General features: G+C 63.0%; 16 protein-coding genes. 15 read left to right on the top strand and 1 reads right to left on the bottom strand.

The window, feature by feature from the left end; genetic code table 11:
* Position 1: 1 nt before the first annotated feature.
* A complete protein-coding gene (locus NKI64_RS16375; protein ID WP_023672607.1) occupies positions 2 to 715 on the bottom strand; it encodes a transcriptional regulator NanR in 714 nt (237 codons plus the stop codon).
* 186 nt (positions 716 to 901) lie between these two features.
* Here NKI64_RS16375 and oiaX point away from each other — a divergent pair, with 186 nt between their 5' ends.
* The 15 genes from oiaX to derI all read left to right on the top strand — a co-directional run bounded on the left by oiaX (position 902) and on the right by derI (position 18,850).
* A complete protein-coding gene (gene oiaX, locus NKI64_RS16370; protein ID WP_352668755.1) occupies positions 902 to 2,152 on the top strand; it encodes a 3-oxo-isoapionate-4-phosphate decarboxylase OiaX in 1,251 nt (416 codons plus the stop codon).
* Positions 2,153 to 2,156: 4 nt separating this feature from the next.
* On the top strand, positions 2,157 to 3,491 hold the full coding sequence (locus NKI64_RS16365; protein WP_352668752.1) for a four-carbon acid sugar kinase family protein: 1,335 nt from the start codon (positions 2,157 to 2,159) through the stop codon (positions 3,489 to 3,491).
* Positions 3,492 to 3,725: 234 nt separating this feature from the next.
* A complete protein-coding gene (locus NKI64_RS16360) occupies positions 3,726 to 5,243 on the top strand; it encodes an FGGY-family carbohydrate kinase (RefSeq protein WP_352668751.1) in 1,518 nt (505 codons plus the stop codon).
* Complete coding sequence (locus NKI64_RS16355) at positions 5,240 to 6,016, top strand: DeoR/GlpR family DNA-binding transcription regulator (protein WP_031194761.1); 777 nt, start codon at positions 5,240 to 5,242, stop codon at positions 6,014 to 6,016. Before NKI64_RS16360 ends, NKI64_RS16355 begins: the two co-directional genes overlap by 4 nt.
* The gene (locus NKI64_RS16350) at positions 6,013 to 7,725 is read left to right on the top strand and encodes a glycerol-3-phosphate dehydrogenase/oxidase (protein ID WP_023815456.1); all 1,713 of its coding nucleotides are present in this window, start codon (positions 6,013 to 6,015) and stop codon (positions 7,723 to 7,725) included. Before NKI64_RS16355 ends, NKI64_RS16350 begins: the two co-directional genes overlap by 4 nt.
* A gap of 325 nt (positions 7,726 to 8,050) precedes the next feature.
* Positions 8,051 to 9,064 (top strand): sugar-binding transcriptional regulator, encoded by a 1,014-nt coding sequence (locus tag NKI64_RS16345; protein ID WP_023672601.1) that lies wholly within the window; start codon positions 8,051 to 8,053, stop codon positions 9,062 to 9,064.
* A 33-nt stretch (positions 9,065 to 9,097) separates the two neighbouring features.
* The gene (locus NKI64_RS16340; RefSeq protein ID WP_502901380.1) at positions 9,098 to 9,745 is read left to right on the top strand and encodes a DUF2291 family protein; all 648 of its coding nucleotides are present in this window, start codon (positions 9,098 to 9,100) and stop codon (positions 9,743 to 9,745) included.
* Complete coding sequence (locus tag NKI64_RS16335; protein ID WP_023741518.1) at positions 9,742 to 11,280, top strand: sugar ABC transporter ATP-binding protein; 1,539 nt, start codon at positions 9,742 to 9,744, stop codon at positions 11,278 to 11,280. Before NKI64_RS16340 ends, NKI64_RS16335 begins: the two co-directional genes overlap by 4 nt.
* Positions 11,281 to 11,305: 25 nt before the next feature.
* Positions 11,306 to 12,439, top strand: a complete 1,134-nt coding sequence (locus tag NKI64_RS16330; RefSeq protein WP_023672598.1) for an ABC transporter permease — start codon at positions 11,306 to 11,308, stop codon at positions 12,437 to 12,439.
* Between the two features lie 39 nt (positions 12,440 to 12,478).
* Positions 12,479 to 13,420: a D-ribose ABC transporter substrate-binding protein gene (locus tag NKI64_RS16325; RefSeq protein WP_081726801.1), complete on the top strand. Its 942-nt coding sequence runs from the start codon at positions 12,479 to 12,481 to the stop codon at positions 13,418 to 13,420.
* 111 nt (positions 13,421 to 13,531) lie between these two features.
* Positions 13,532 to 15,091 (top strand): FGGY-family carbohydrate kinase, encoded by a 1,560-nt coding sequence (locus NKI64_RS16320; RefSeq protein ID WP_023672596.1) that lies wholly within the window; start codon positions 13,532 to 13,534, stop codon positions 15,089 to 15,091.
* The gene (locus tag NKI64_RS16315; RefSeq protein WP_023672595.1) at positions 15,088 to 16,605 is read left to right on the top strand and encodes a glycerol-3-phosphate dehydrogenase; all 1,518 of its coding nucleotides are present in this window, start codon (positions 15,088 to 15,090) and stop codon (positions 16,603 to 16,605) included. Before NKI64_RS16320 ends, NKI64_RS16315 begins: the two co-directional genes overlap by 4 nt.
* Positions 16,605 to 17,543 carry a sugar phosphate isomerase/epimerase family protein gene (locus tag NKI64_RS16310; protein WP_023710712.1) on the top strand — a complete coding sequence of 313 codons (939 nt, stop codon included), beginning with the start codon at positions 16,605 to 16,607 and terminating at the stop codon, positions 17,541 to 17,543. The genes NKI64_RS16315 and NKI64_RS16310 overlap by 1 nt, the downstream gene beginning before the upstream one ends.
* Positions 17,544 to 17,618: 75 nt before the next feature.
* On the top strand, positions 17,619 to 18,386 hold the full coding sequence (locus NKI64_RS16305) for a triose-phosphate isomerase (RefSeq protein WP_023701685.1): 768 nt from the start codon (positions 17,619 to 17,621) through the stop codon (positions 18,384 to 18,386).
* A 26-nt stretch (positions 18,387 to 18,412) separates the two neighbouring features.
* Positions 18,413 to 18,850: a D-erythrulose-4-phosphate isomerase gene (derI, locus tag NKI64_RS16300; RefSeq protein WP_023672592.1), complete on the top strand. Its 438-nt coding sequence runs from the start codon at positions 18,413 to 18,415 to the stop codon at positions 18,848 to 18,850.
* Position 18,851: the final 1 nt, after the last annotated feature.

Raw genomic sequence — 18,851 nt, 5'->3', positions numbered from 1 at the left:
ATCAGTTGCCGGAGTTCATCACATAAAGCGCGCGCGAGCGCTCGAGGTGCTTGATCATCGCCTTCTCGGCGCCGTCGGCATCCTTCTTCTCGATGCGGCCGATGATCTCTTCATGCTCGGTCAGCGTGAACTGTTCCTTGCCGGTCCAGATCAGCATTTCGGTGTGATATTCCTTCAGCCAACCGAGCATCGCCTCGCTGACGGCGATATAGATCGGGTTGCCTGAAATGGCCGCGATCTGGGTGTGAAACTTCATGTCGGCTGAAATGAAAGCCTCGGAATCGCCGCGAAAGCCACGCTGTTCGGCAATTGTGGCCCGCAGCTGCTCAACGTCCTCGGCAGTGGCATTTTCGGCGGCTTCCCTGACCATGCCGCGCTCGAAGAAGATGCGCGCCGTTTTCAGGTGCTCCAGCGTGTCCTTCGACGACGACAGGATGATCTTGGCTGCGCCGTCGACCTGCTTGATGATCGACTTGGCGGTCAGCTGCAGCACCTTGGCGCGTTCCCCATGCGAGATCGCGACGAGGCCCATATTGCTCAGCGCCTGCATCGCCTCGCGGATCGCGGGACGGCCGACCTCGAAGCGCTCCATCAACTCGCGCTCCGACGGCATGTCGTCGCCCGGCGTCAATTCTCCGCTGGTGATCAGGCGCTTCAGCCGCAAAAAAACTTCGTCGGAAAGTTTGCGCCGGACGATCGGCTCCGAACGGTTCATCGTCGCGAATCACTCCCTTGACCTGTGTCTATCTAGCACTGCCGCAGCTGTTCCCGGAATGGCTGTCGCCCCGATCGGCCATAGCCGCAAGACAGGATATTGCTTGCAAAGCTTATGTACTCATTATACCAGATTCTGACGATCAAGGAACTAATTTCGAACCTCCGCGGCCTCAGACAACGAACCATGATCACGCTCACCTACCGCATCGAAACGTCAGGTAGCATCGAGGCGCTGGCGACCAAGATCGCCAGCGACCAGTCGACTGGAACCTTCGTCGCGCTGCCCGGTGAGACCGAGGAACTGAAAGCCCGGGTGGCCGCGCGTGTCCTGACCATTCGGCATTTGCCTGAGGCTGACAGGCCATCGCTTCCCGAGGCCGGTGACGGGCCGTTCAAGCGCGCGGATGTCGACATCGCCTTTCCATTCGATGCCATCGGGACCGACCTGTCGGCGCTGATGACGATTGCCATCGGCGGCGCCTATTCGATCAAGGGCCTGTCCGGCATTCGCGTCGTCGACATGAAATTGCCGGGGGAATTCAGTGGCGCCCATCCGGGTCCGCAGTTCGGCGTCGCCGGCAGCCGCAGGCTGACAGGTGTTGCGGACCGACCGATTATCGGCACCATCGTCAAGCCGGCGCTGGGGCTTCGGCCACACGAGACCGCCGCAATGGTGGGGGAGCTGATCGCCGCCGGCGTCGATTTCATCAAGGACGACGAGAAGCTGATGAGCCCGGCCTATTCGCCGCTGGCGGAGCGGGTGAAGGCAATCATGCCGCTGATCCTCGACCACGAGCAGAGGACCGGCAAGAAGGTGATGTATGCCTTCGGCATCTCGCATGCCGACCCGGACGAGATGATGCGCAACCACGATCTGGTGGCCAAGGCGGGCGGCAATTGCGCGGTGGTCAACATCAATTCGATAGGCTTCGGTGGCATGGCGTTTCTTAGAAAACGCTCCAGCCTGGTGCTGCATGCCCATCGCAACGGCTGGGACATTCTTACCCGCCATCCCGGCCTCGGCATGGACTTCAAGGTCTGGCAACAGTTCTGGCGGCTGCTCGGCGTCGACCAGTTCCAGATCAACGGCATCCAATCGAAATACTGGGAGCCGGACGCGTCTTTCGTCGAGTCCTTCAAGGCGGTGACGACGCCGATTTTTGCGCCTGAGGATTGCGCCTTGCCTGTGGCGGGCTCCGGCCAATGGGGCGGGCAGGCGCCCGAGACCTATGAACGGACCGGCCGGACGGTCGATCTGCTCTATCTGTGCGGCGGCGGCATCGTCAGCCATCCGGATGGACCGGGCGCCGGGGTGCGTGCCGTGCAGCAAGCCTGGCAGGCGGCGGTCGACGGCATTCCGCTGGCGGAGTTCGCCTTGAGCCATCCCGAACTGGCGCGGTCGATCGAAAAATTCGGCGACGGCAAAGCGGCCTGAAGCGATGCAAGATCTGCTTCTCAGCTATTATGGCGATGACCTCACCGGTTCGACCGACGTCATGGAAGCGCTCGAACTCGGCGGCGTGCCGACCGTGCTGTTCATGCGCCAGCCGGACGCGGCCATGGTTGAGCAGTTCAGCCATTGCCGCGCCATTGGCCTGGCCGGCACCAGCCGCAGCGAGACGCCGCAATGGATGAACACGCATCTGAGCGATGCCTTCGCTTGGCTGAAGACGCTGAATGCCGCGATCTGTCACTACAAGGTGTGCTCCACCTTCGATTCCAGCCCGACCATCGGCAGCATCGGTCGCGCGATCGAGATCGGCCGCTCGGTCTTCGCGCAGGACAGCGTGCCGCTGCTGGTCGGGGCGCCGCAGCTCAAGCGTTACACGGCCTTCGGTCATTTGTTCGCGGCCTATCGTGAAAAGTATTTCCGCATCGACCGCCATCCGGTGATGAGCCGCCACCCGACGACGCCGATGGATGAATCCGACCTGCTGATCCATCTGTCGCGGCAGACGGAGCTCACATCGGGGCTGGTCGACCTCGCGACGTTGCAGTCGGTGGCGCGCTCGGAGGCCTTCGACCGCTTGCTCGCAGAGGGCACCGACATCGTACTTGTCGATGTCGACAGCCGCGAGACGCAGGCGCTTGCCGGCAAGGAGATATGGCGCGCCCGCAAGCCGGGCGGTTCGTTCGTCGTCGGCTCGTCGGGGATCGAATATGCGCTGCTGGCCGAATGGGTGTCGAACGGGACAGTCAGAGCTGAACCAGAATTTTCGCCGCCAGGTGCCGCCGACCGGATCGCGGTCGTCTCGGGCAGTTGTTCGCCGACGACCGAACGACAGATCCGTCACGCTTTGACTGACGGCTTCGACGGCATCGAGGTCGATCCCGTCGAACTGATCTCCGAAGCTTCCGGAGATGCGATCGCACGCGCGAAGGCAGCCGGTCGCGCCAGTCTGGAAGCCGGGCGCAGCGTCGTTCTCTACACGGCCCTTGGACCCGCGGCCGATAGGGGGGACGAAATCGACCGCCAGGAAGGCGCCCGCCACAAGCTCGGGCGGGGCCTCGGCGAACTGCTTCGCGCGCTGACCATCGAGCAGAAGTTGCAGCGCGTGGTCGTTGCCGGCGGCGATACGTCGAGCCACGCGCTCGGCCAGATGGGTGTCGATGCGCTGACCGTGCGGATGCCGTTGCCGGCGTCGCCGGGCTCGCCGCTTTGCGTCGCTCACTCTCGTATTGAGGCGATCGATGGGCTGGAGGTGGCGCTCAAGGGCGGGCAGGTCGGAACCGACCGCTATTTCAGCGCCATCCGCGACGGCCTTAGCCGCTGACAACGCGTCGCTCCGGCAACCGCGAGATCCATCCGTGGCTCCCTGGCGCCGAAGCCTTTTTGTCGCGTATGTTGACGTTAAATTCACATAAAGATATGAGTTCTTTGTTGCGGCGAGGTGCTTTTGCCGTTTGTCCCCCTTGCGCAATCGGGGTTGTCGCCATGTGTTTCGCCCTTGCATCAGACTGCAGGATCGCCCTGTAGCAATCGCCAGTTGCTGAAAGAGGCGGTGATCATGCCCAGCCTGCTCGGAATCGATAACGGCCTCACGGTCACCAAGGCGGTCATCTTCGATGCCGACGGCACGCAATTGTCCGTGGCGCGTCGCCGGGTGCCGCAATCGATGCCCCACGCGCGCTGGGTGGAGCGCGACATGTCAGGCCTGTGGCAAGCAACCGCCGACGCCATCAAGGAGGCGATCGCGCTCTCCGGCAGGCCGGCGGAAGACATCAAGGCGGTGGCGGCGACCGCGCATGGCGATGGTCTCTATCTGCTCGATCATGATCGTCAGCCTTTGGGACCAGGCATCCTGTCGCTCGACAGCCGCGCCGGCGACATTGTCGACAGGTGGTCCGCCGCTACCGTTTCCACCGATGCGCTGGCGACGACAGGCCAGACGCCGCATGTTTCGGCACCGTCGGCGCTGCTGGCATGGCTCAAGCAGAACGATCCTGATCGCTATGGCCGCATCGGCCATGTGCTGGCCTGCAAGGACTGGCTGCGCTTTTGCCTGAGCGGCACGATCGGGACCGACCGCACGGAGGCAAGCACCTCATTCACGGATTTTCGCACGCAAGCCTATGCGCCTGAAGCGCTGCGCATCTTCGGGTTGGAGGATCTGTTCGACGCGCTGCCGCCGGTGGGGCATTCGGCTGACGTCGCCGGTCAAGTCACCGCCGATGCCGCCGAAAAGACCGGCCTTCCCAAGGGAACACCGGTCGCCTGCGGCCTGCACGACGTGGCCGCCTCGGCGCTTGGCATGGGCGGCCATGAGGAGGGCGTGCTCGCCATCGTGGCCGGCACGTATTCCATCAACGAAGTCGTCTCTTCGCAACCGCGCGTCGACCGACGTTGGTTCTGCCGCAACGCCATCGATGCGGGCCGTTGGAACAACATGTCGATCTCGCCGGCCTCGACCGCGAACTACGACTGGTTTCTCGACACGTTTTGCCGCGCGGAGCAGGACAGGACGGATGGCGGTTCCATCCACGAATTGCTGGCGGGAGAGATCGACGCGGCGTTGAAGAAGCCTTCGACCATCCTGTTTCATCCCTATCTGTTCGGCTCTCCCTATGGCGATTTGGCCAGCGGCAGCTTTGTCGGCCTGCATGGCTGGCACAATCGCGGCGACATGTTGAAGGCGGTTCTGGAAGGCATAGTCTTCAATCACCGCACCCATGTCGAAGCTTTGCGTGACGGCTTTGCTGTCAGCGAGATCCGCCTGACTGGCGGCGGTTCGCGCAATCCTGCTTTCGTGCAGATGTTTGCCGACGTGCTGAACGCCCCCGTCACTGTCACATCGACGGATGAGACCGCGGCTTTGGGCGCAGCACTTTGCGCAGGTGCCGCGGTCGGCTTGTTCAAGACGCCGCAAGAGGGTGCAAGGCAGATCGGCATGACGGCGCGGACGTACCAAACCGTGCCCGCCTCCAGTGCTGTGTTCAATGAGCGGTTTTCGCTCTACTGCCGCATAGCCGAGCAGTTGAAGTGGCATTGGCCTGATATCGAAAGGCTGGCGGGGGTAAACGCATGATCAAGGCCGACGAACGACGCGAAGAGATCGCCGATTATGTGATCAAGCTCGGCCAGGTGCGCATCGATGATCTGGTCGAGCATTTCGGCGTGTCGCGCATGACCATCCACCGGCATATCGACCGGCTGGCGCAGCAGGGCGTGCTGCGCAAGCTGCACGGTGCGGTGACGGTCCAGCCTTCCGGCCTCTACGAGAGCGCTTTCCGCTACCGGGTGACCGTCAATCGAGCCGAGAAGGATGCACTGGCGCGGGCGGCACTGGATTATATCGAGGCCGGCCAGGTGGTGATGCTGGACGATTCATCGACGGCAAACGCGGTCGCGACGCTGCTGCTCGACGTCAAGCCGCTGACCGTCATTTCCAACAGCGTCTCGACGGCGGGCCAATTGATCAATGTCGACGATATCGATTTCATCTGCCTCGGCGGCCAGTATCACGGCACCTACAATGCCTATATCGGCATCGTCTGCGAGAACGCCGTGGCGCAGTTGCGCGCCAATGTGCTGATCTGTTCGGCTTCGGCCGTCACCGGAACCACGGCTTTCATCCAGGATCCGAATGTCGTGCGGGTCAAGCAGGCGATGATGACCGCCTCCGTGAAGCGCATCCTTTTGGTCGACCACGCAAAATTCGACCGGATCGCGCTGCATGTCTTCGACGATCTGACCAGTTTCGACGCCGTGCTGGTGACCGAGGGCCTGGGCGATGCGCAGGCGCAGAGCCTCGAACGGGCGGGGGTGAAGTTGCGCATCGTCAAGACGAAGGCGCCATGAACCCAGCAGATGGAGCCGGGGCGGACAATCCCGCCGGGCGTCTCGCCGCGATGGCCGGGACCGGCGAAGTCGACGTCGTCATTCTTGGCGCCGGCATCAACGGGGCTGGGCTGTTTCGCGATCTGTGCGCGCAAGGTGTCAGCTGCCTGATCGTCGAAAAGGCGGATTTCGGCTCGGGCACCAGTGCCGCGCCGTCGAGGCTCATCCACGGTGGGTTGAAATATCTCGAGACCGGCGAGTTCGGGCTGGTGGCGCAGTCGACGCTCGAACGCAATCTGCTTCTTCAAAACGCGCCGCACTATGTCAGCCCGCTGCCGACCGTCATCCCGATCTTCTCGTGGAGCAAGGGCATGCTCGCGGCGTTGCGAACGCTGTTCGGCTCGACCAGCGCGCCGCGCAGCCGCGGCGCCATACTGATCAAGATCGGCTTGATGATCTACGATTTCTACGGTTCACGAAACCAGGTCATGCCGCGCCACCGCATGGTCGGGCGGCGGCAGGCGCTTGTTGAGATGCCGGCGCTCAATCCGGCGATCGTCGCCACCGGCACCTACTACGACGCCAAGATAAGTCACCCGGAAAGGCTGGTGCTGGAACTGATCCTCGACGGCTTGCAGGCTCACGCGGCGTCTGCCGGTGCCAACTACACGACACTGGCGGCTTCAGCCAATGGCGTGCTCACATTCCAGCCGGAAAACGGCGCGGCCTTTTCGGTGCGGCCGAAGCTGGTGGTGAACGCCGCCGGTCCGTGGATCGACGACGTCAACGCGCTGCTTGGTGCTCCATCGAAGATGATCGGCGGCACCAAGGGCTCGCATATCCTGTTAAGGCATGACGAACTGGTCAAAAGCCTCGCCGGGCGCATGCTCTATTTCGAGGCCGATGACGGCCGCATCTGCCTGGTCTACGACTATCTCGGCCTGGCGCTGGTCGGCTCGACCGACATCAAGGCCGACAATCCGGACGCGGTCCGCTGCGAACCCGAAGAAGTCGACTATCTGCTCGACAGCGTGCGAACGCTGCTGCCGGGCATGGCGTTCGAGCGCGACCAGATCGTCTACGCCTATAGCGGCATCCGGCCGCTGCCGACGTCTGAAGCAGCGACGCCCGGACTGATCAGCCGCGATCATTCGGCGCCCGTTGCCGAGCCGGACGGCAACAGGCCCTTTGCAGTCATTTCGCTGGTCGGCGGCAAATGGACGACGTTCCGCGGCTTTGCCGAGGAAGTCACTGATACCGTACTCAAGCGCTTGCAGCGCAGCCGCAAGATGTCGACTCAGTCGATGCCGATCGGCGGTGGGCGGGATTTTCCGGCCAATGCCGCCGCGCGCGCGGACTGGCTGGCTGAGGCACAGCAGGCAACGGGCGCCGGGGAAGGGCGCCTTGATCAATTGCTGTCGCGCTACGGGACCAGAGCCGTTGAGATCGCCAGGCACGGGTCGGATGATGAGGGTTGCCTGCCGGACTCCGGCGGCTACGGCAAGGCGGAAATCGACTACATCGCGCGCAACGAGTTCGTCGAACATCTGGCCGATGTCGTTATGCGCCGCAGCACGTTGGCGATAGGCGGCTCGCTGACGAGCCGCGACCTGCAGGAGATTGCCGCGATCGCGGGGCGGGCGTTGGGGTGGAGCACCGAGCGCCTCACGCGGGAGGTCGAAGCCGCTGTTGTCGAGCTCGAAGGCAGGAACCTGATGCGGCTGGACTGATCGCTTGATCGCCGACGCCTAGCTTTTCCTGAGGCAATCCGATCGATTTGCCCTTGTTGCGCCCTGTGCATCAACCTTCCCATTTTGCACCCGGATTGGGATTTGCCGGCGCCTACGGGCTCATGCCGTCACTGGATACGGTAACACAAATTGACGTTAAATTAACACTACCGTATGGTCATATTGTATGCTTACCTTCTAATAGGCTCGCGTTGGCTGCCGAACGTCGGCTGAGGCAACCATCTGCGGAGGGATTGACAGCGGTGCAAAGGTATGAAAATTTTTGCACACAAAGATAATATTATCACCCTGGGGAGGGGATGGCTTGAATTCCGGCGGAAGCGCAAACCGCGACCATGAATCCAGCCTCGCCACGCGCGCGGCCTGGCTGCACTATGCCGGTGGTCTGACCCAGGCCCAGGTGGCCAAGCGGCTTGGCCTGACCAGCCTCAAGGCGCATAGGCTGATCACCAAGGCCAACCAGGAAGGTCTGGTCAGGGTCTTCATCGACGGTGACGTCGCCGAATGCGTCGACCTGGAACAGCGCCTGATCGCCGCCTATGGGCTCCACTATTGCGAGGTGGTTCCCGATCTCGATCAGGACGAACTGCCGCTCAAGGGGCTGGGCATTGCCGGCGCCCAGTTCCTGAAGCGCGAAATCGATCGCGGCGAAGACATGCTGATCGGCGTCGGCCATGGCCGCACGCTTGCCGCCAGCGTCGAATATCTGACGCGCGCAACTGCTGCTCACATCCGTTTCGTCTCGCTGCTTGGCGGCGTGACGCGCAAATTCGCCGCCAACCCGCACGACGTCATGCATCGCCTGGCAGAGCGGACCGGCGCGCAGGCTTTCGTCATGCCGGTGCCTTTTGTCGCCAATACCGCCGAGGACCGCGAAGTGCTGCTTGGCCAGCGCGGCATCAGCGATGTGTTCGCTCTCGCCAGCCGGTCCGACCTGATGTTCGTCGGAATAGGCACGGCCGAGCGGGAGGCGTCGCTGGTCGCCACCGGCATGATCGAGCCTTCCGAAATCGACGAGGTCAAGCGTGACGGCGGCGTTGGTGAATTGCTGGCGCATTTCTTCGACGACAAGGGGCGTCCGGTCGAAACGGCGCTGTCGGAAAGAATACTGGCGCTTCCGCGCGATCAGTTGAAGGGCCGCAGGATCGTTGCCGTCGCCGGCGGCAAGGTGAAGGTGCGCGCCATCAAGGCAGTACTCGAAAGCCGTTATCTCAGCGGCCTGATCACCGACGAATGCACGGCCCGCGCGCTGGTCGAGCTCGACGATGCAGCCGGGACCGCGAAGCGCTGCGTGAACGGAGGAACTTCGAATGCGTGACAACGGACAATCCGCACCGCTGGTGGTTGCATCATGAGCGCGAAGGCCACCGCCCGGCAAGCTTCGCCCGACCTGCGCCGGGTGCTTGCCGGCGCTGCGGTTGTGGTTCTGCTCGGCGCCATGGCGCTCGACACCAAGGTGATCAAGATCGGCTCTGCCGGCGATGTTCGCAACGCGGTGTTTTCGGCCGCCGACTACGGCAAGTCTGAATTTCCCAAGGTGCAGGCCGATGTCGAAGCGCGTGCCGCCGACGCCGCGACGGTGGCGGCGGCGATCGCCAAGGACAGGGCGACGGCCGAAAAGGAATATGGCGTGCCGGCGGGAGTCGGACCGGTCATCTCGGTCAAGTTCACCGGCGTCGTCGGCGAGGGAAAATCGGGCATCTACAAGGTCGCCGTCGACGGTTTGCCGGACACGTTGACCGTCCGCGTACAGACTGGGCCGGCGATCAACGGAACCGAGCTTCGCGACGCCACCGGCAAGATCACCTTTGGTCAGTTCACCAACCAGATCGAGTATCAGGACGCCGGCTCGGCGCTGAACAACGAGATGAAGAAGGAGGTGCTGGCGAAAGTCGATACCAGTGCCTTGACCGGCAAGACAATAGCGGTGGTCGGCGTCTTCAAGCTGGTCAATCCGAAGAGCTGGCTGGTCACACCGGTGAGGCTGGACGTCAAATGACAATGACTGCCGGCACAGAACCCGCGACTGGCGATGCCGTGCTTTCGGCGCGCAATGTCGTCATGTCGTATGGCGGCGTCCACGCGCTCAAGGGCGTCAACTTCGACATCCATCGCGGCAAGGTCACCACCCTGTTCGGAGAGAATGGCGCCGGCAAATCGACGCTGATGAAGATCCTGTCCGGCGTGGTGACGCCGACATCCGGCGACATCGTGCTCGACGGCAATCTCGTCAGCTTTGCCTCGTCTTCGGACGCGCGCGATCGCGGCATTTCGATCATCCACCAGGAGCTCAGCCTGGCGCCGAATCTGAGCGTTCGCGACAACATCTTCATGGGCCGCGAACTGCGCACCAGAACCGGCCTCGACTTCGCCGAGGAGGCGCGCCAGGCGCGGGCGCTGATGGCCGACCTCGAAGAAGACATCGATCCGATGACCCTGGTCGAGGACCTGCGCCTGGGGCAGCAACAGATCGTCGAGATCGCACGCGCGCTGTCGGTCGATTCCCGCATCCTGATCATGGACGAGCCGACCTCCGCACTCAGTGCGACCGAGGTGGAGGTGCTGTTCAAGGTGATCCGCGATCTGACCAGCCGCGGTGTCTCCATCGTCTACATCTCGCATCACCTCGAAGAGGCGCTGCAGATCACCGACTACGCCGTCGTGCTGCGTGACGGGGCGATCACGGCAACGGCCGAGGCCAAGGACATCGACCTCGAATGGATCGTCCGCAACATGGTGGGCGAGAATTTCGATCTCGGCTCGCCGCCGACCGGCCACGAGTTCGGCGCGGTGGCGCTTTCGATCGAGGATGTCAGCGTCACCGACGCTTCGGGTTCAGGCTACGTCGTCGATCATCTGTCGCTGGATGTCAAAGCGGGCGAGATCGTCTGCATCTATGGGCTGATGGGCGCGGGCCGCACGGAATTGCTGGAGGCCGTCGCCGGCCGTGTGCCCATGGCGGGCGGGCGGGCGCTGCTGGAGGGTGAGGACGTTTCGGGGCTGACCATTGCCCAGCGCATCGCCCGAGGTCTGGTTCTGGTCCCCGAGGATCGCCAGCGCGATGGCCTGGTTCAGACCATGACCGTCGGCCGCAATCTGTCGCTTGCCAGCATCGAGGCGTTCGCGAAAGGCCTGTTCCTCTCCCGGCCGAGGGAACGCGCACTGATCGACGATTCGATCCGCAAGGTGACCATCAAGACCGCGGGCGGCAACGCCATGATCGGATCGCTGTCGGGCGGCAACCAGCAGAAGGTCGTCATCGGCAAGATGCTGACGACAGATCCCAAGGTCATCCTTCTCGACGAGCCGAGCCGCGGCATCGATGTCGGCGCCAAGGCCGAAGTCTTTCGCTTGCTCAGCGAGCGCGCCGCGCAAGGCTTGGCGGTCGTCTTCTCGACTTCGGAGGTCAATGAGTGCCTCAGCATCGCCCATCGCATCGTCGTGATGCGGCGCGGCAAGATTTCAGCCGAATTCGGCGCCAACGCCACCAAAGAGCAGATCATGGCCGCCTCCGGCGAAGCCGTGGTCGCCTGACCATAGAATTTCGGAGCCCCGACCCATGAGCGATGTCAGCCAGGCCAGCAAACAGTCCAGCCCCAATGCGGGCGGCGAGGGCTTCGACGTGGCCAAGCTGCTGCTCGAAGGCCGGGCCTTCTTTGCCCTGATCGTCATCATCGTCGTGTTTTCGATCCTGTCGCCCTATTACCTCTCGGTGGCGAATTTCCTGACCATGGCCTCGCATGTCGCCATCTTCGGGATTCTCGCCGTCGGCATGCTGCTGGTCATCCTCAATGGCGGCATCGACCTGTCGGTGGGGTCGACGCTCGGGCTTGCCGGCGTCGTCGCTGGGTTTCTGATGCAGGGCGTGACGCTGACCTGGCTGGGCGTCGTTCTCTACCCGCCGGTCTGGATGGTCGCGGTGCTGGCCTGCATGCTGGGTGCGGCCGTCGGGCTTATCAACGGCGTGCTGATCGCGCGGTTCAAGGTTCCGGCCTTCGTCGCCACGCTCGGCGTCATGTACATGGCGCGCGGCCTGGCACTGCTGATGACCAGCGGCCTGACCTACAACAATCTCGGCGGCAAGCCGGAGTTGGGCAACACCGGTTTCGATGCTCTCGGCTTCAACCGCCTGTTCGGCGTGCCGACCGGCGTGGTGGTGCTGGCGGTTATCGCGCTGATCGGCAGCATCGTCCTGAACCGCACCGCCTTTGGACGCTGGCTCTACGCCTCGGGCGGCAATGAGCGCGCCGCCGAACTCTCCGGCGTTCCGGTCAAGACCGTGCAGATTTCGGTCTATGTGCTGTCGGGCATCTGCGCCGCCATTGCCGGCCTGATCCTGTCCTCGCAGCTGACCTCGGCCGGGCCGACCGCCGGCACCACCTACGAACTGACGGCCATCGCCGCCGTGGTCATCGGCGGCGCCGCACTCACCGGCGGGCGCGGCAACATTCGCGGCACCTTGCTCGGAGCCTTCGTCATCGGCTTCCTATCCGATGGTCTGGTGATCATCGGCATCTCATCCTACTGGCAGACAGTGTTCACCGGCGCCGTCATCGTGCTCGCCGTGCTCCTCAATGCCGTTCAGTATCGCCGCCGTAGCAAGCTTCCAGCTTCGACGGGCGGCCAACCGACTTCTCAGAAACGGGGGAAGGCCGAACCGGCCAATCCTGCCCAAGGGAAGACTGCCAGCTGACTGGCAGCAAGACCGCGTAAAATCATTGGAGGAATGTACATGAAAATCGTGCTTAGAAGTTTGCTTGCCGCCGCGATGGTGGTCGGGTTTAGCGCAGCCGCATCGGCCGCGGGCCTGATCTCGATCATCGTCAACGATCCGGCCAACCCCTACTGGCTGACCGAAGGCAACGTCGCCAAGGCCGAAGCCGAAAAGCTTGGCTATACAGCCAACGTCGCCGCCCACAAGGGCGACACCAATACCGAAAGCAATCTGATCGACACCGCCATCACCAACAAGTCGGTGGCGATCATCCTCGACCCGGCCAATGCCGATGGTTCGGTCGGCGCGGTGAAGAAGGCGATTGCCGCCAACATCCCGGTTTTCCTCGTCAATGCCGAGATCAACCAGGAAGGTCTTGCCAAGGGACAGCTCGTCTCCAACAACGCCCAGGGTGCGGCTCTCGGCGCCCAGCAGTGGGTGCAGGCGGTCGGTGAAAAGGGCAAGTATGTCGAACTGCTCGGCGCCCCCTCGGACAACAACGCCGCCACGCGCTCGAACGGCTACGCGACTGTGCTGAGCCAGTATCCGGATCTCGAAAAGGCCGCTTCGCAGGTCGCCAACTGGGATCGTACCCAGGGACACGACAAGATGCAGAGCATGCTGCAGGCCAATCCCGACATCATCGCGGTGATCAGCGGCAACGACGAAATGGCGCTTGGCGCGGTTGCGGCGCTGAAGGAAGCCGGCAAGCTCGCCGGCATCAAGGTCGGCGGCTTTGACGGCTCCCCGGATGCGGTTGCGGCCATCAAGTCCGGCGAACTGCAGTACACCGTGCTTCAGCCGGTGGCCATCTTCTCGGCCAAGGCCGTGCAGCAGGCCGACTCGTTCATCAAGACGGGCGCTACCGGCGCCACCAGCGAGAAGCAACTGTTCGATTGCCTGCTCATCACCAAGGACAATGTGGACAAGTACACCGCACCCTTCGTGCTGTCGGAATAAAAACCTGCTCAGGGGGTGTCCTTCGCGGACACTCCCTGGCTCTTCCATGGCTTCGAGACAACAAAGACTGCTCCTTGTGACTTGCCTTCATAACCATCCGGAACTTGCGGCATGAAAGACCTGCTGATCGGGATCGACGCGGGAACGTCCGTGATCAAATCGGTCGCTTTCGATCTATCGGGGCGGCAGCTCGCCATGGCATCGGTGACCAACAGCTTCGTCACGCTGGAAGGCGGCGGCGCCGAACAGGACCTTAATCAGACCTGGCGCGACATGGTGCTGACCGTTCTCGATCTGGCGACGAAAATTCCAGACCTCGCGCGGCGAACCGCGGCCGTCGCGGTCACCGGGCAGGGCGACGGCACCTGGCTGATCGATGGCGACGGCATGCCGGTCGGGCGCGCGTGGCTCTGGCTCGATGCGCGCGCCGGACATCTGGTGGACGAGATGCGCGGCGATCCCCGGGATCGCACGCGGTTCGAGATCACCGGCACCGGGCTCAACGCCTGCCAGCAGGGCGCTCAGCTCAGCTGGCTGAAGAAAAACAGCCCGGAAATCCTGGAGCGCGCCGCCACTGCCTTTCACTGCAAGGACTGGCTCTATTTCAAGATGACCGGCGAGCGCGCCACCGATCCTTCGGAGGGAACATTCACCTTCGGCGATTTCCGCGCGCGCAGCTATTCCGACGAGGTGCTCGACATTCTGGATCTGACGTCGCACCGCCGCCTGCTGCCCCCCATGCTCGAAGGCACGACCGACCATCATCCGCTTTCTGCGTCGGCAGCAGGCGAGACCGGCCTGCTTGCGGGCACGCCGGTGGTGCTGGGCTACGTCGACATGGTCAGCACCGCGCTCGGCGCCGGCCTCTATGATCCAAGCGGCAATGTCGGCTGCACGGTCATCGGCTCGACCGGCATCCACACACGCCTAGCGCGCACTCCTGATGATGTCGTCCTCAACGACAATGCCTCCGGCTACACGATCGCCATGCCGGTTCCGGGCGCCTATGCGCAGCTGCAATCCAATATGGCGGCGACGCTCAACATCGACTGGCTGCTTGGCCTGGCGCGCGACGTGCTGACCGCCAGCGGCGCAAAACCTTCGCGCGACGAGCTGCTGAAAGCGCTCGATGTCTGGGTCGAAGGATCGGAGCCGGGATCGCTGGTCTATCAGCCCTATATCTCGCTCGCCGGCGAACGCGGACCGTTCGTTGACCCCGACGCACGCGCGGGCTTCATCGGCCTCTCGGTCAAGCACGGTTTTGGCGATCTGGCGCGCGCCGTTCTCGAGGGATTGGCCTTCGCGGCCCGCGATTGCTACCAGGCCATGGGCAGCATGCCCAGCGAGATCCGCCTGTCTGGCGGCGCGGCGCGCAGTCCGTCGCTGCGCCGTATTATCGCCGCGGCAACCCGCGCGCAGGTCAGAACCAGCAGCCGCCAAGAAGCAGGTGCCGCGGGTGCGGCGATGATGGCCGCGGTCGGGCTCGGCTTTTATCGCTCGATGGATGATTGCTGCGCCGAATGGGTGACGCCGCTTCTGGGCGAATGCGACGCCTATGACGAGGCGCTTTCGCAAACCTACGATGCGCTGTTTCCGTCTTTTGTCGCGGCGCGTCAGGCGCTGCATCCGGTGTGGAAATCGATGGCGCACCGCACAGGAGCTAAGTCTTGAGCGATACAACGGATATTGTCGATCTCTTCGTGATCGGCGGTGGCGTCAACGGCGCCGGCATAGCGCGCGATGCCGCGGGTCGCGGGCTGTCGGTCATCCTGTGCGAGAAGGACGATCTGGCGCAAGGCACCAGCTCGCGTTCCGGCAAGCTGGTGCATGGCGGCCTGCGCTATCTCGAATATTACGAGTTCCGGCTGGTGCGCGAAGCGCTGATCGAGCGCGAGGTGCTGCTTGAGGCGGCGCCGCACATCATCTGGCCAATGCGTTTCGTGCTGCCGCACAGCCCCGAGGACCGGCCGGCATGGCTGGTGCGGCTCGGGCTGTTTCTCTACGACCATCTTGGCGGCCGCAAGCGGCTGCCGGGAACGAGGACACTGAACCTGAGAACGGCGCCGGAAGGGGCGCCGATCAGGGACGAATTCAAGCGTGGCTTCGAATATTCCGACTGCTGGGTCGATGACGCCAGGCTGGTGCTGCTCAATGCGCTCGATGCCAGTCAGCGCGGCGCAAAAGTCTTCACTCGCACTGCCTGTATTGCTGCCTGGCGCGAAGACGGCCTGTGGTCGATCGACATGCAGGACGGCCGCACGGGCGCTGTGACGAGGGTCCGCGCACGCGGGTTGGTCAACGCGGCCGGGCCATGGGTGAATGACATCGTCAGCCGCGTCGCCGGACAGAATTCCACCCGCAACGTTCGCCTGGTAAAAGGAAGCCATATCGTCGTGCCAAAATTCTGGGAGGGACGGCAGGCCTATCTGATCCAGAACAACGACAAGCGGGTGATTTTCGTCAATCCGTATGAGAACGATCTGGCGCTGATCGGCACCACCGACATACCCTATGAAGGCAGGCCTGAGCTAGTGGCGGCCGAAGCCAGCGAAATCGATTATCTGATCAAGGTGGTCAACCGCTACTTCAAGCGCCAACTCACCGCGCAGGACGTGGTCTACAGTTTCTCGGGCGTGCGGCCGCTCTATGACGACAATGCCGACAACCCGAGCGCGGTGACGCGCGACTACATCTTCGAACTCGACGCCCCGAACGGTGGCGCGCCGCTGCTTTCTGTGTTCGGCGGCAAGATCACCACCTTCCGCAAACTGTCCGAACATGCGCTGGAAAAGATCCAGCCCTTCTTTCCGACCATGAAGAAGGCCTGGACAGCCAAAATTCCCCTGCCGGGAGGCGACCTGCCCAACGCGGATTTCGAGCAGTTCCTGGGCGATCTGCACGCCGAGTTTTCGTGGCTTAGCCCGTCGCTGGTGAAGCACTATGCCCGCAGCTACGGCACGCGCACGCGCGCCTTGCTGAAAGGCGTAAAAGGCGAAGCCGATCTCGGCCGTCGTTTCGGCCCGGATTTCTATGAGCTCGAAGCTGTCTTCCTGTTCGAGACCGAATGGGCGATGACCGCCGCCGACGTTCTCGAACGCCGGACCAAACACGGGCTGCATATCAATGCGGCCGAGCGGAAAACATTCGAAGACTGGTGCACAAAGACAATGGCGGCGGTGAACTGATGGCCTTCACGCTTTCGCTGAACACCAACCCGCTGGTCAATCGCTTCGCCGATCCCGACGATCTGATCGACGCTATTGCCTATGGCATCGGCATCCGCGACGTGCAACTGACGCATGAATTCGTCAATCCGGGCTGGCCGGCGGCAACGATCGCCAAGTTCGTTCGCCTGTTCAACAGCGCCCTGGCGCGGACCGGCGTGCGGATCACTTCGGGTATGACCGGTCCCTATGGCCGGCTCAATCATTTCGGCCATCCGGACGCGGATGTGCGCCGCTATTATGTCGATTGGTTCAAGACCTTCGCCGACATCTCCGCCGAACTCGGCGCGTCGGGCATGGGCACGCAGTTCGCCATATTCACCTATAAGGATTTTGACGATCCGCAGCGGCGCGCGGCGCTTCTCGACATCGCGCTCGAATGCTGGCGCGAAGTGGCCGAGCACGCCAAGGCGGCGGGCCTGACCTACCTTTTCTGGGAACCGATGTCGGTCGGCCGCGAGTTTGGCCACACGATCGAAAGCTGCGTCGAATTGCAGGGCGCCATCGATGCGGCCAAGCTGCCGATCCCGATGCAGATGATGGTCGACATCGACCATGGCGACGTGACCTCGCCCAATCCTGACGACACTGATCCCTATGCCTGGGCGAAAGCGTTCCCGTTGCAATCGCCGATCATCCACATCAAGCAATCGTCGATGAACAAGGGCGGGCACTGGCCGTTCACCGCCGCCTACAACAAGGATGGCCGCATCATCCCGCAGAAGCTGCTCGACGCCGTGCGGGCGGGTGGCGGAACCGACAATGAAATCTGCCTTGAACTTTCCTTCCGGGAGAGGGAACCGGTCGATCATCAGGTTATTGCAATGATCCGTGAGTCGGTGGATTTCTGGGCGCCTTACATCGACAGCGGCCGCGAAAGTCTCAAGCCTCGCGCTTGAGGCAAACCGCCGGCCCGAAGGCGGCGCAGACCCGGAAACACGCATCATTCGAATTTCGGATCGAAGGAGAGAAGAATGGCCCCATATTGGGTCGGCACGAGCTGGAAGATGAACAAGACGCTGGCGGAGGCGCTGCAGTTCGCCGAGGCATTGGCGGCGTTCGTGCCGGGCTTCGATCCGGCGATACAGCCTTTCGTCATTCCCCCCTTCACCGCGGTGCGGCAGGTCAAGGCGGCGCTCGCCAACACCCGCGTCAAGGTCGGCGCCCAGAACATGCATTGGGCCGATGCCGGTGCCTGGACGGGCGAGATTTCGCCGGTGATGCTGAGGGATTGTGGGCTCGACCTGATCGAACTCGGCCATAGCGAGCGCCGTGAGCATTTTGGCGAGACGGACAAGATCGTGGGACTGAAAACCGCAGCGGCAGTCAAGCACGGCTTCGTACCCTTGATTTGTGTCGGCGAGACGCTGGCCGAGCGCGAGGGCGGCCGCGCCGACGAAATCCTGACCGCGCAGGTTTTGGGCGCGCTGCAGGGTCTCGCAAACAATGAGTTGTCGGCAGAGATACTCTTTGCCTATGAACCGGTGTGGGCGATCGGCGAGAAAGGCATTCCGGCCAGCGCCGACTATGCCGACAAGCAGCAGGCGCTGATCAAGCAGGTCGCAGCAACCCGGTTGCCGACCGCCCCGCTTGTGCTCTACGGCGGCAGCGTCAATCCCGGCAACGCGGCCGAACTGATCGGCCAGCCGCATATCGATGGGCTGTTCATCGGCCGCTCGGCATGGCAAGCGGAAGGCTATATCGACATTCTCAAAAAGGCGTCGGCCGCCATCGCGCGCTGACCACGAAAACGAAGGAGTTAATTGCCATGAAGATCGCACTCGGAGCCGACAGCGCCGGCAAGCCGCTGCTCGATGTCATCGCCAAGCATCTCGCCACCAAGCCAGAACTGCAGGTCGTCGATCTCAGCCAGGCCGGATTCTACGCCGATATTGCCGCTGCGGTCGGCCACGAAATTGTCGACGGCAATTACGACCGCGCCATCCTGTTTTGCGGCACCGGCATCGGCGTCAGCATCTCGGCCAACAAGGTGCCCGGAATCCGTGCCGCGCTAACCCACGACACCTATTCGGCGGAACGCGCTGCGAAATCCAACAATGCCCAGATCATCACCATGGGTGCGCGCGTCATCGGCCCCGAACTGGCCAAATCGATCGCCGACGCCTGGCTGGCCTCGGAGTTCGATCCGAACGGTCCCTCTGCCGCCAACGTGCAGGCTGTCGACAAGCTCGACGCGAAGCGCTGAG

This window comes from Mesorhizobium sp. M0478 (genome assembly GCF_040321305.1).
Taxonomy (GTDB): Bacteria; Pseudomonadota; Alphaproteobacteria; order Rhizobiales; family Rhizobiaceae; genus Mesorhizobium.
Note: the sequence above shows the minus strand (reverse complement) of the source record. Positions and strands in the feature narration are given on the sequence as shown.

Coding starts and splice junctions, on each gene's coding strand:
- NKI64_RS16375 (WP_023672607.1), bottom strand. CDS start 715: ATGAACCGTTCGGAGCCGATCGTCCGGCGCAAACTTTCCGACGAAGTT.
- oiaX (WP_352668755.1), top strand. CDS start 902: ATGATCACGCTCACCTACCGCATCGAAACGTCAGGTAGCATCGAGGCG.
- NKI64_RS16365 (WP_352668752.1), top strand. CDS start 2,157: ATGCAAGATCTGCTTCTCAGCTATTATGGCGATGACCTCACCGGTTCG.
- NKI64_RS16360 (WP_352668751.1), top strand. CDS start 3,726: ATGCCCAGCCTGCTCGGAATCGATAACGGCCTCACGGTCACCAAGGCG.
- NKI64_RS16355 (WP_031194761.1), top strand. CDS start 5,240: ATGATCAAGGCCGACGAACGACGCGAAGAGATCGCCGATTATGTGATC.
- NKI64_RS16350 (WP_023815456.1), top strand. CDS start 6,013: ATGAACCCAGCAGATGGAGCCGGGGCGGACAATCCCGCCGGGCGTCTC.
- NKI64_RS16340 (WP_502901380.1), top strand. CDS start 9,098: ATGAGCGCGAAGGCCACCGCCCGGCAAGCTTCGCCCGACCTGCGCCGG.
- NKI64_RS16335 (WP_023741518.1), top strand. CDS start 9,742: ATGACAATGACTGCCGGCACAGAACCCGCGACTGGCGATGCCGTGCTT.
- NKI64_RS16330 (WP_023672598.1), top strand. CDS start 11,306: ATGAGCGATGTCAGCCAGGCCAGCAAACAGTCCAGCCCCAATGCGGGC.
- NKI64_RS16325 (WP_081726801.1), top strand. CDS start 12,479: ATGAAAATCGTGCTTAGAAGTTTGCTTGCCGCCGCGATGGTGGTCGGG.
- NKI64_RS16320 (WP_023672596.1), top strand. CDS start 13,532: ATGAAAGACCTGCTGATCGGGATCGACGCGGGAACGTCCGTGATCAAA.
- NKI64_RS16310 (WP_023710712.1), top strand. CDS start 16,605: ATGGCCTTCACGCTTTCGCTGAACACCAACCCGCTGGTCAATCGCTTC.
- NKI64_RS16305 (WP_023701685.1), top strand. CDS start 17,619: ATGGCCCCATATTGGGTCGGCACGAGCTGGAAGATGAACAAGACGCTG.
- derI (WP_023672592.1), top strand. CDS start 18,413: ATGAAGATCGCACTCGGAGCCGACAGCGCCGGCAAGCCGCTGCTCGAT.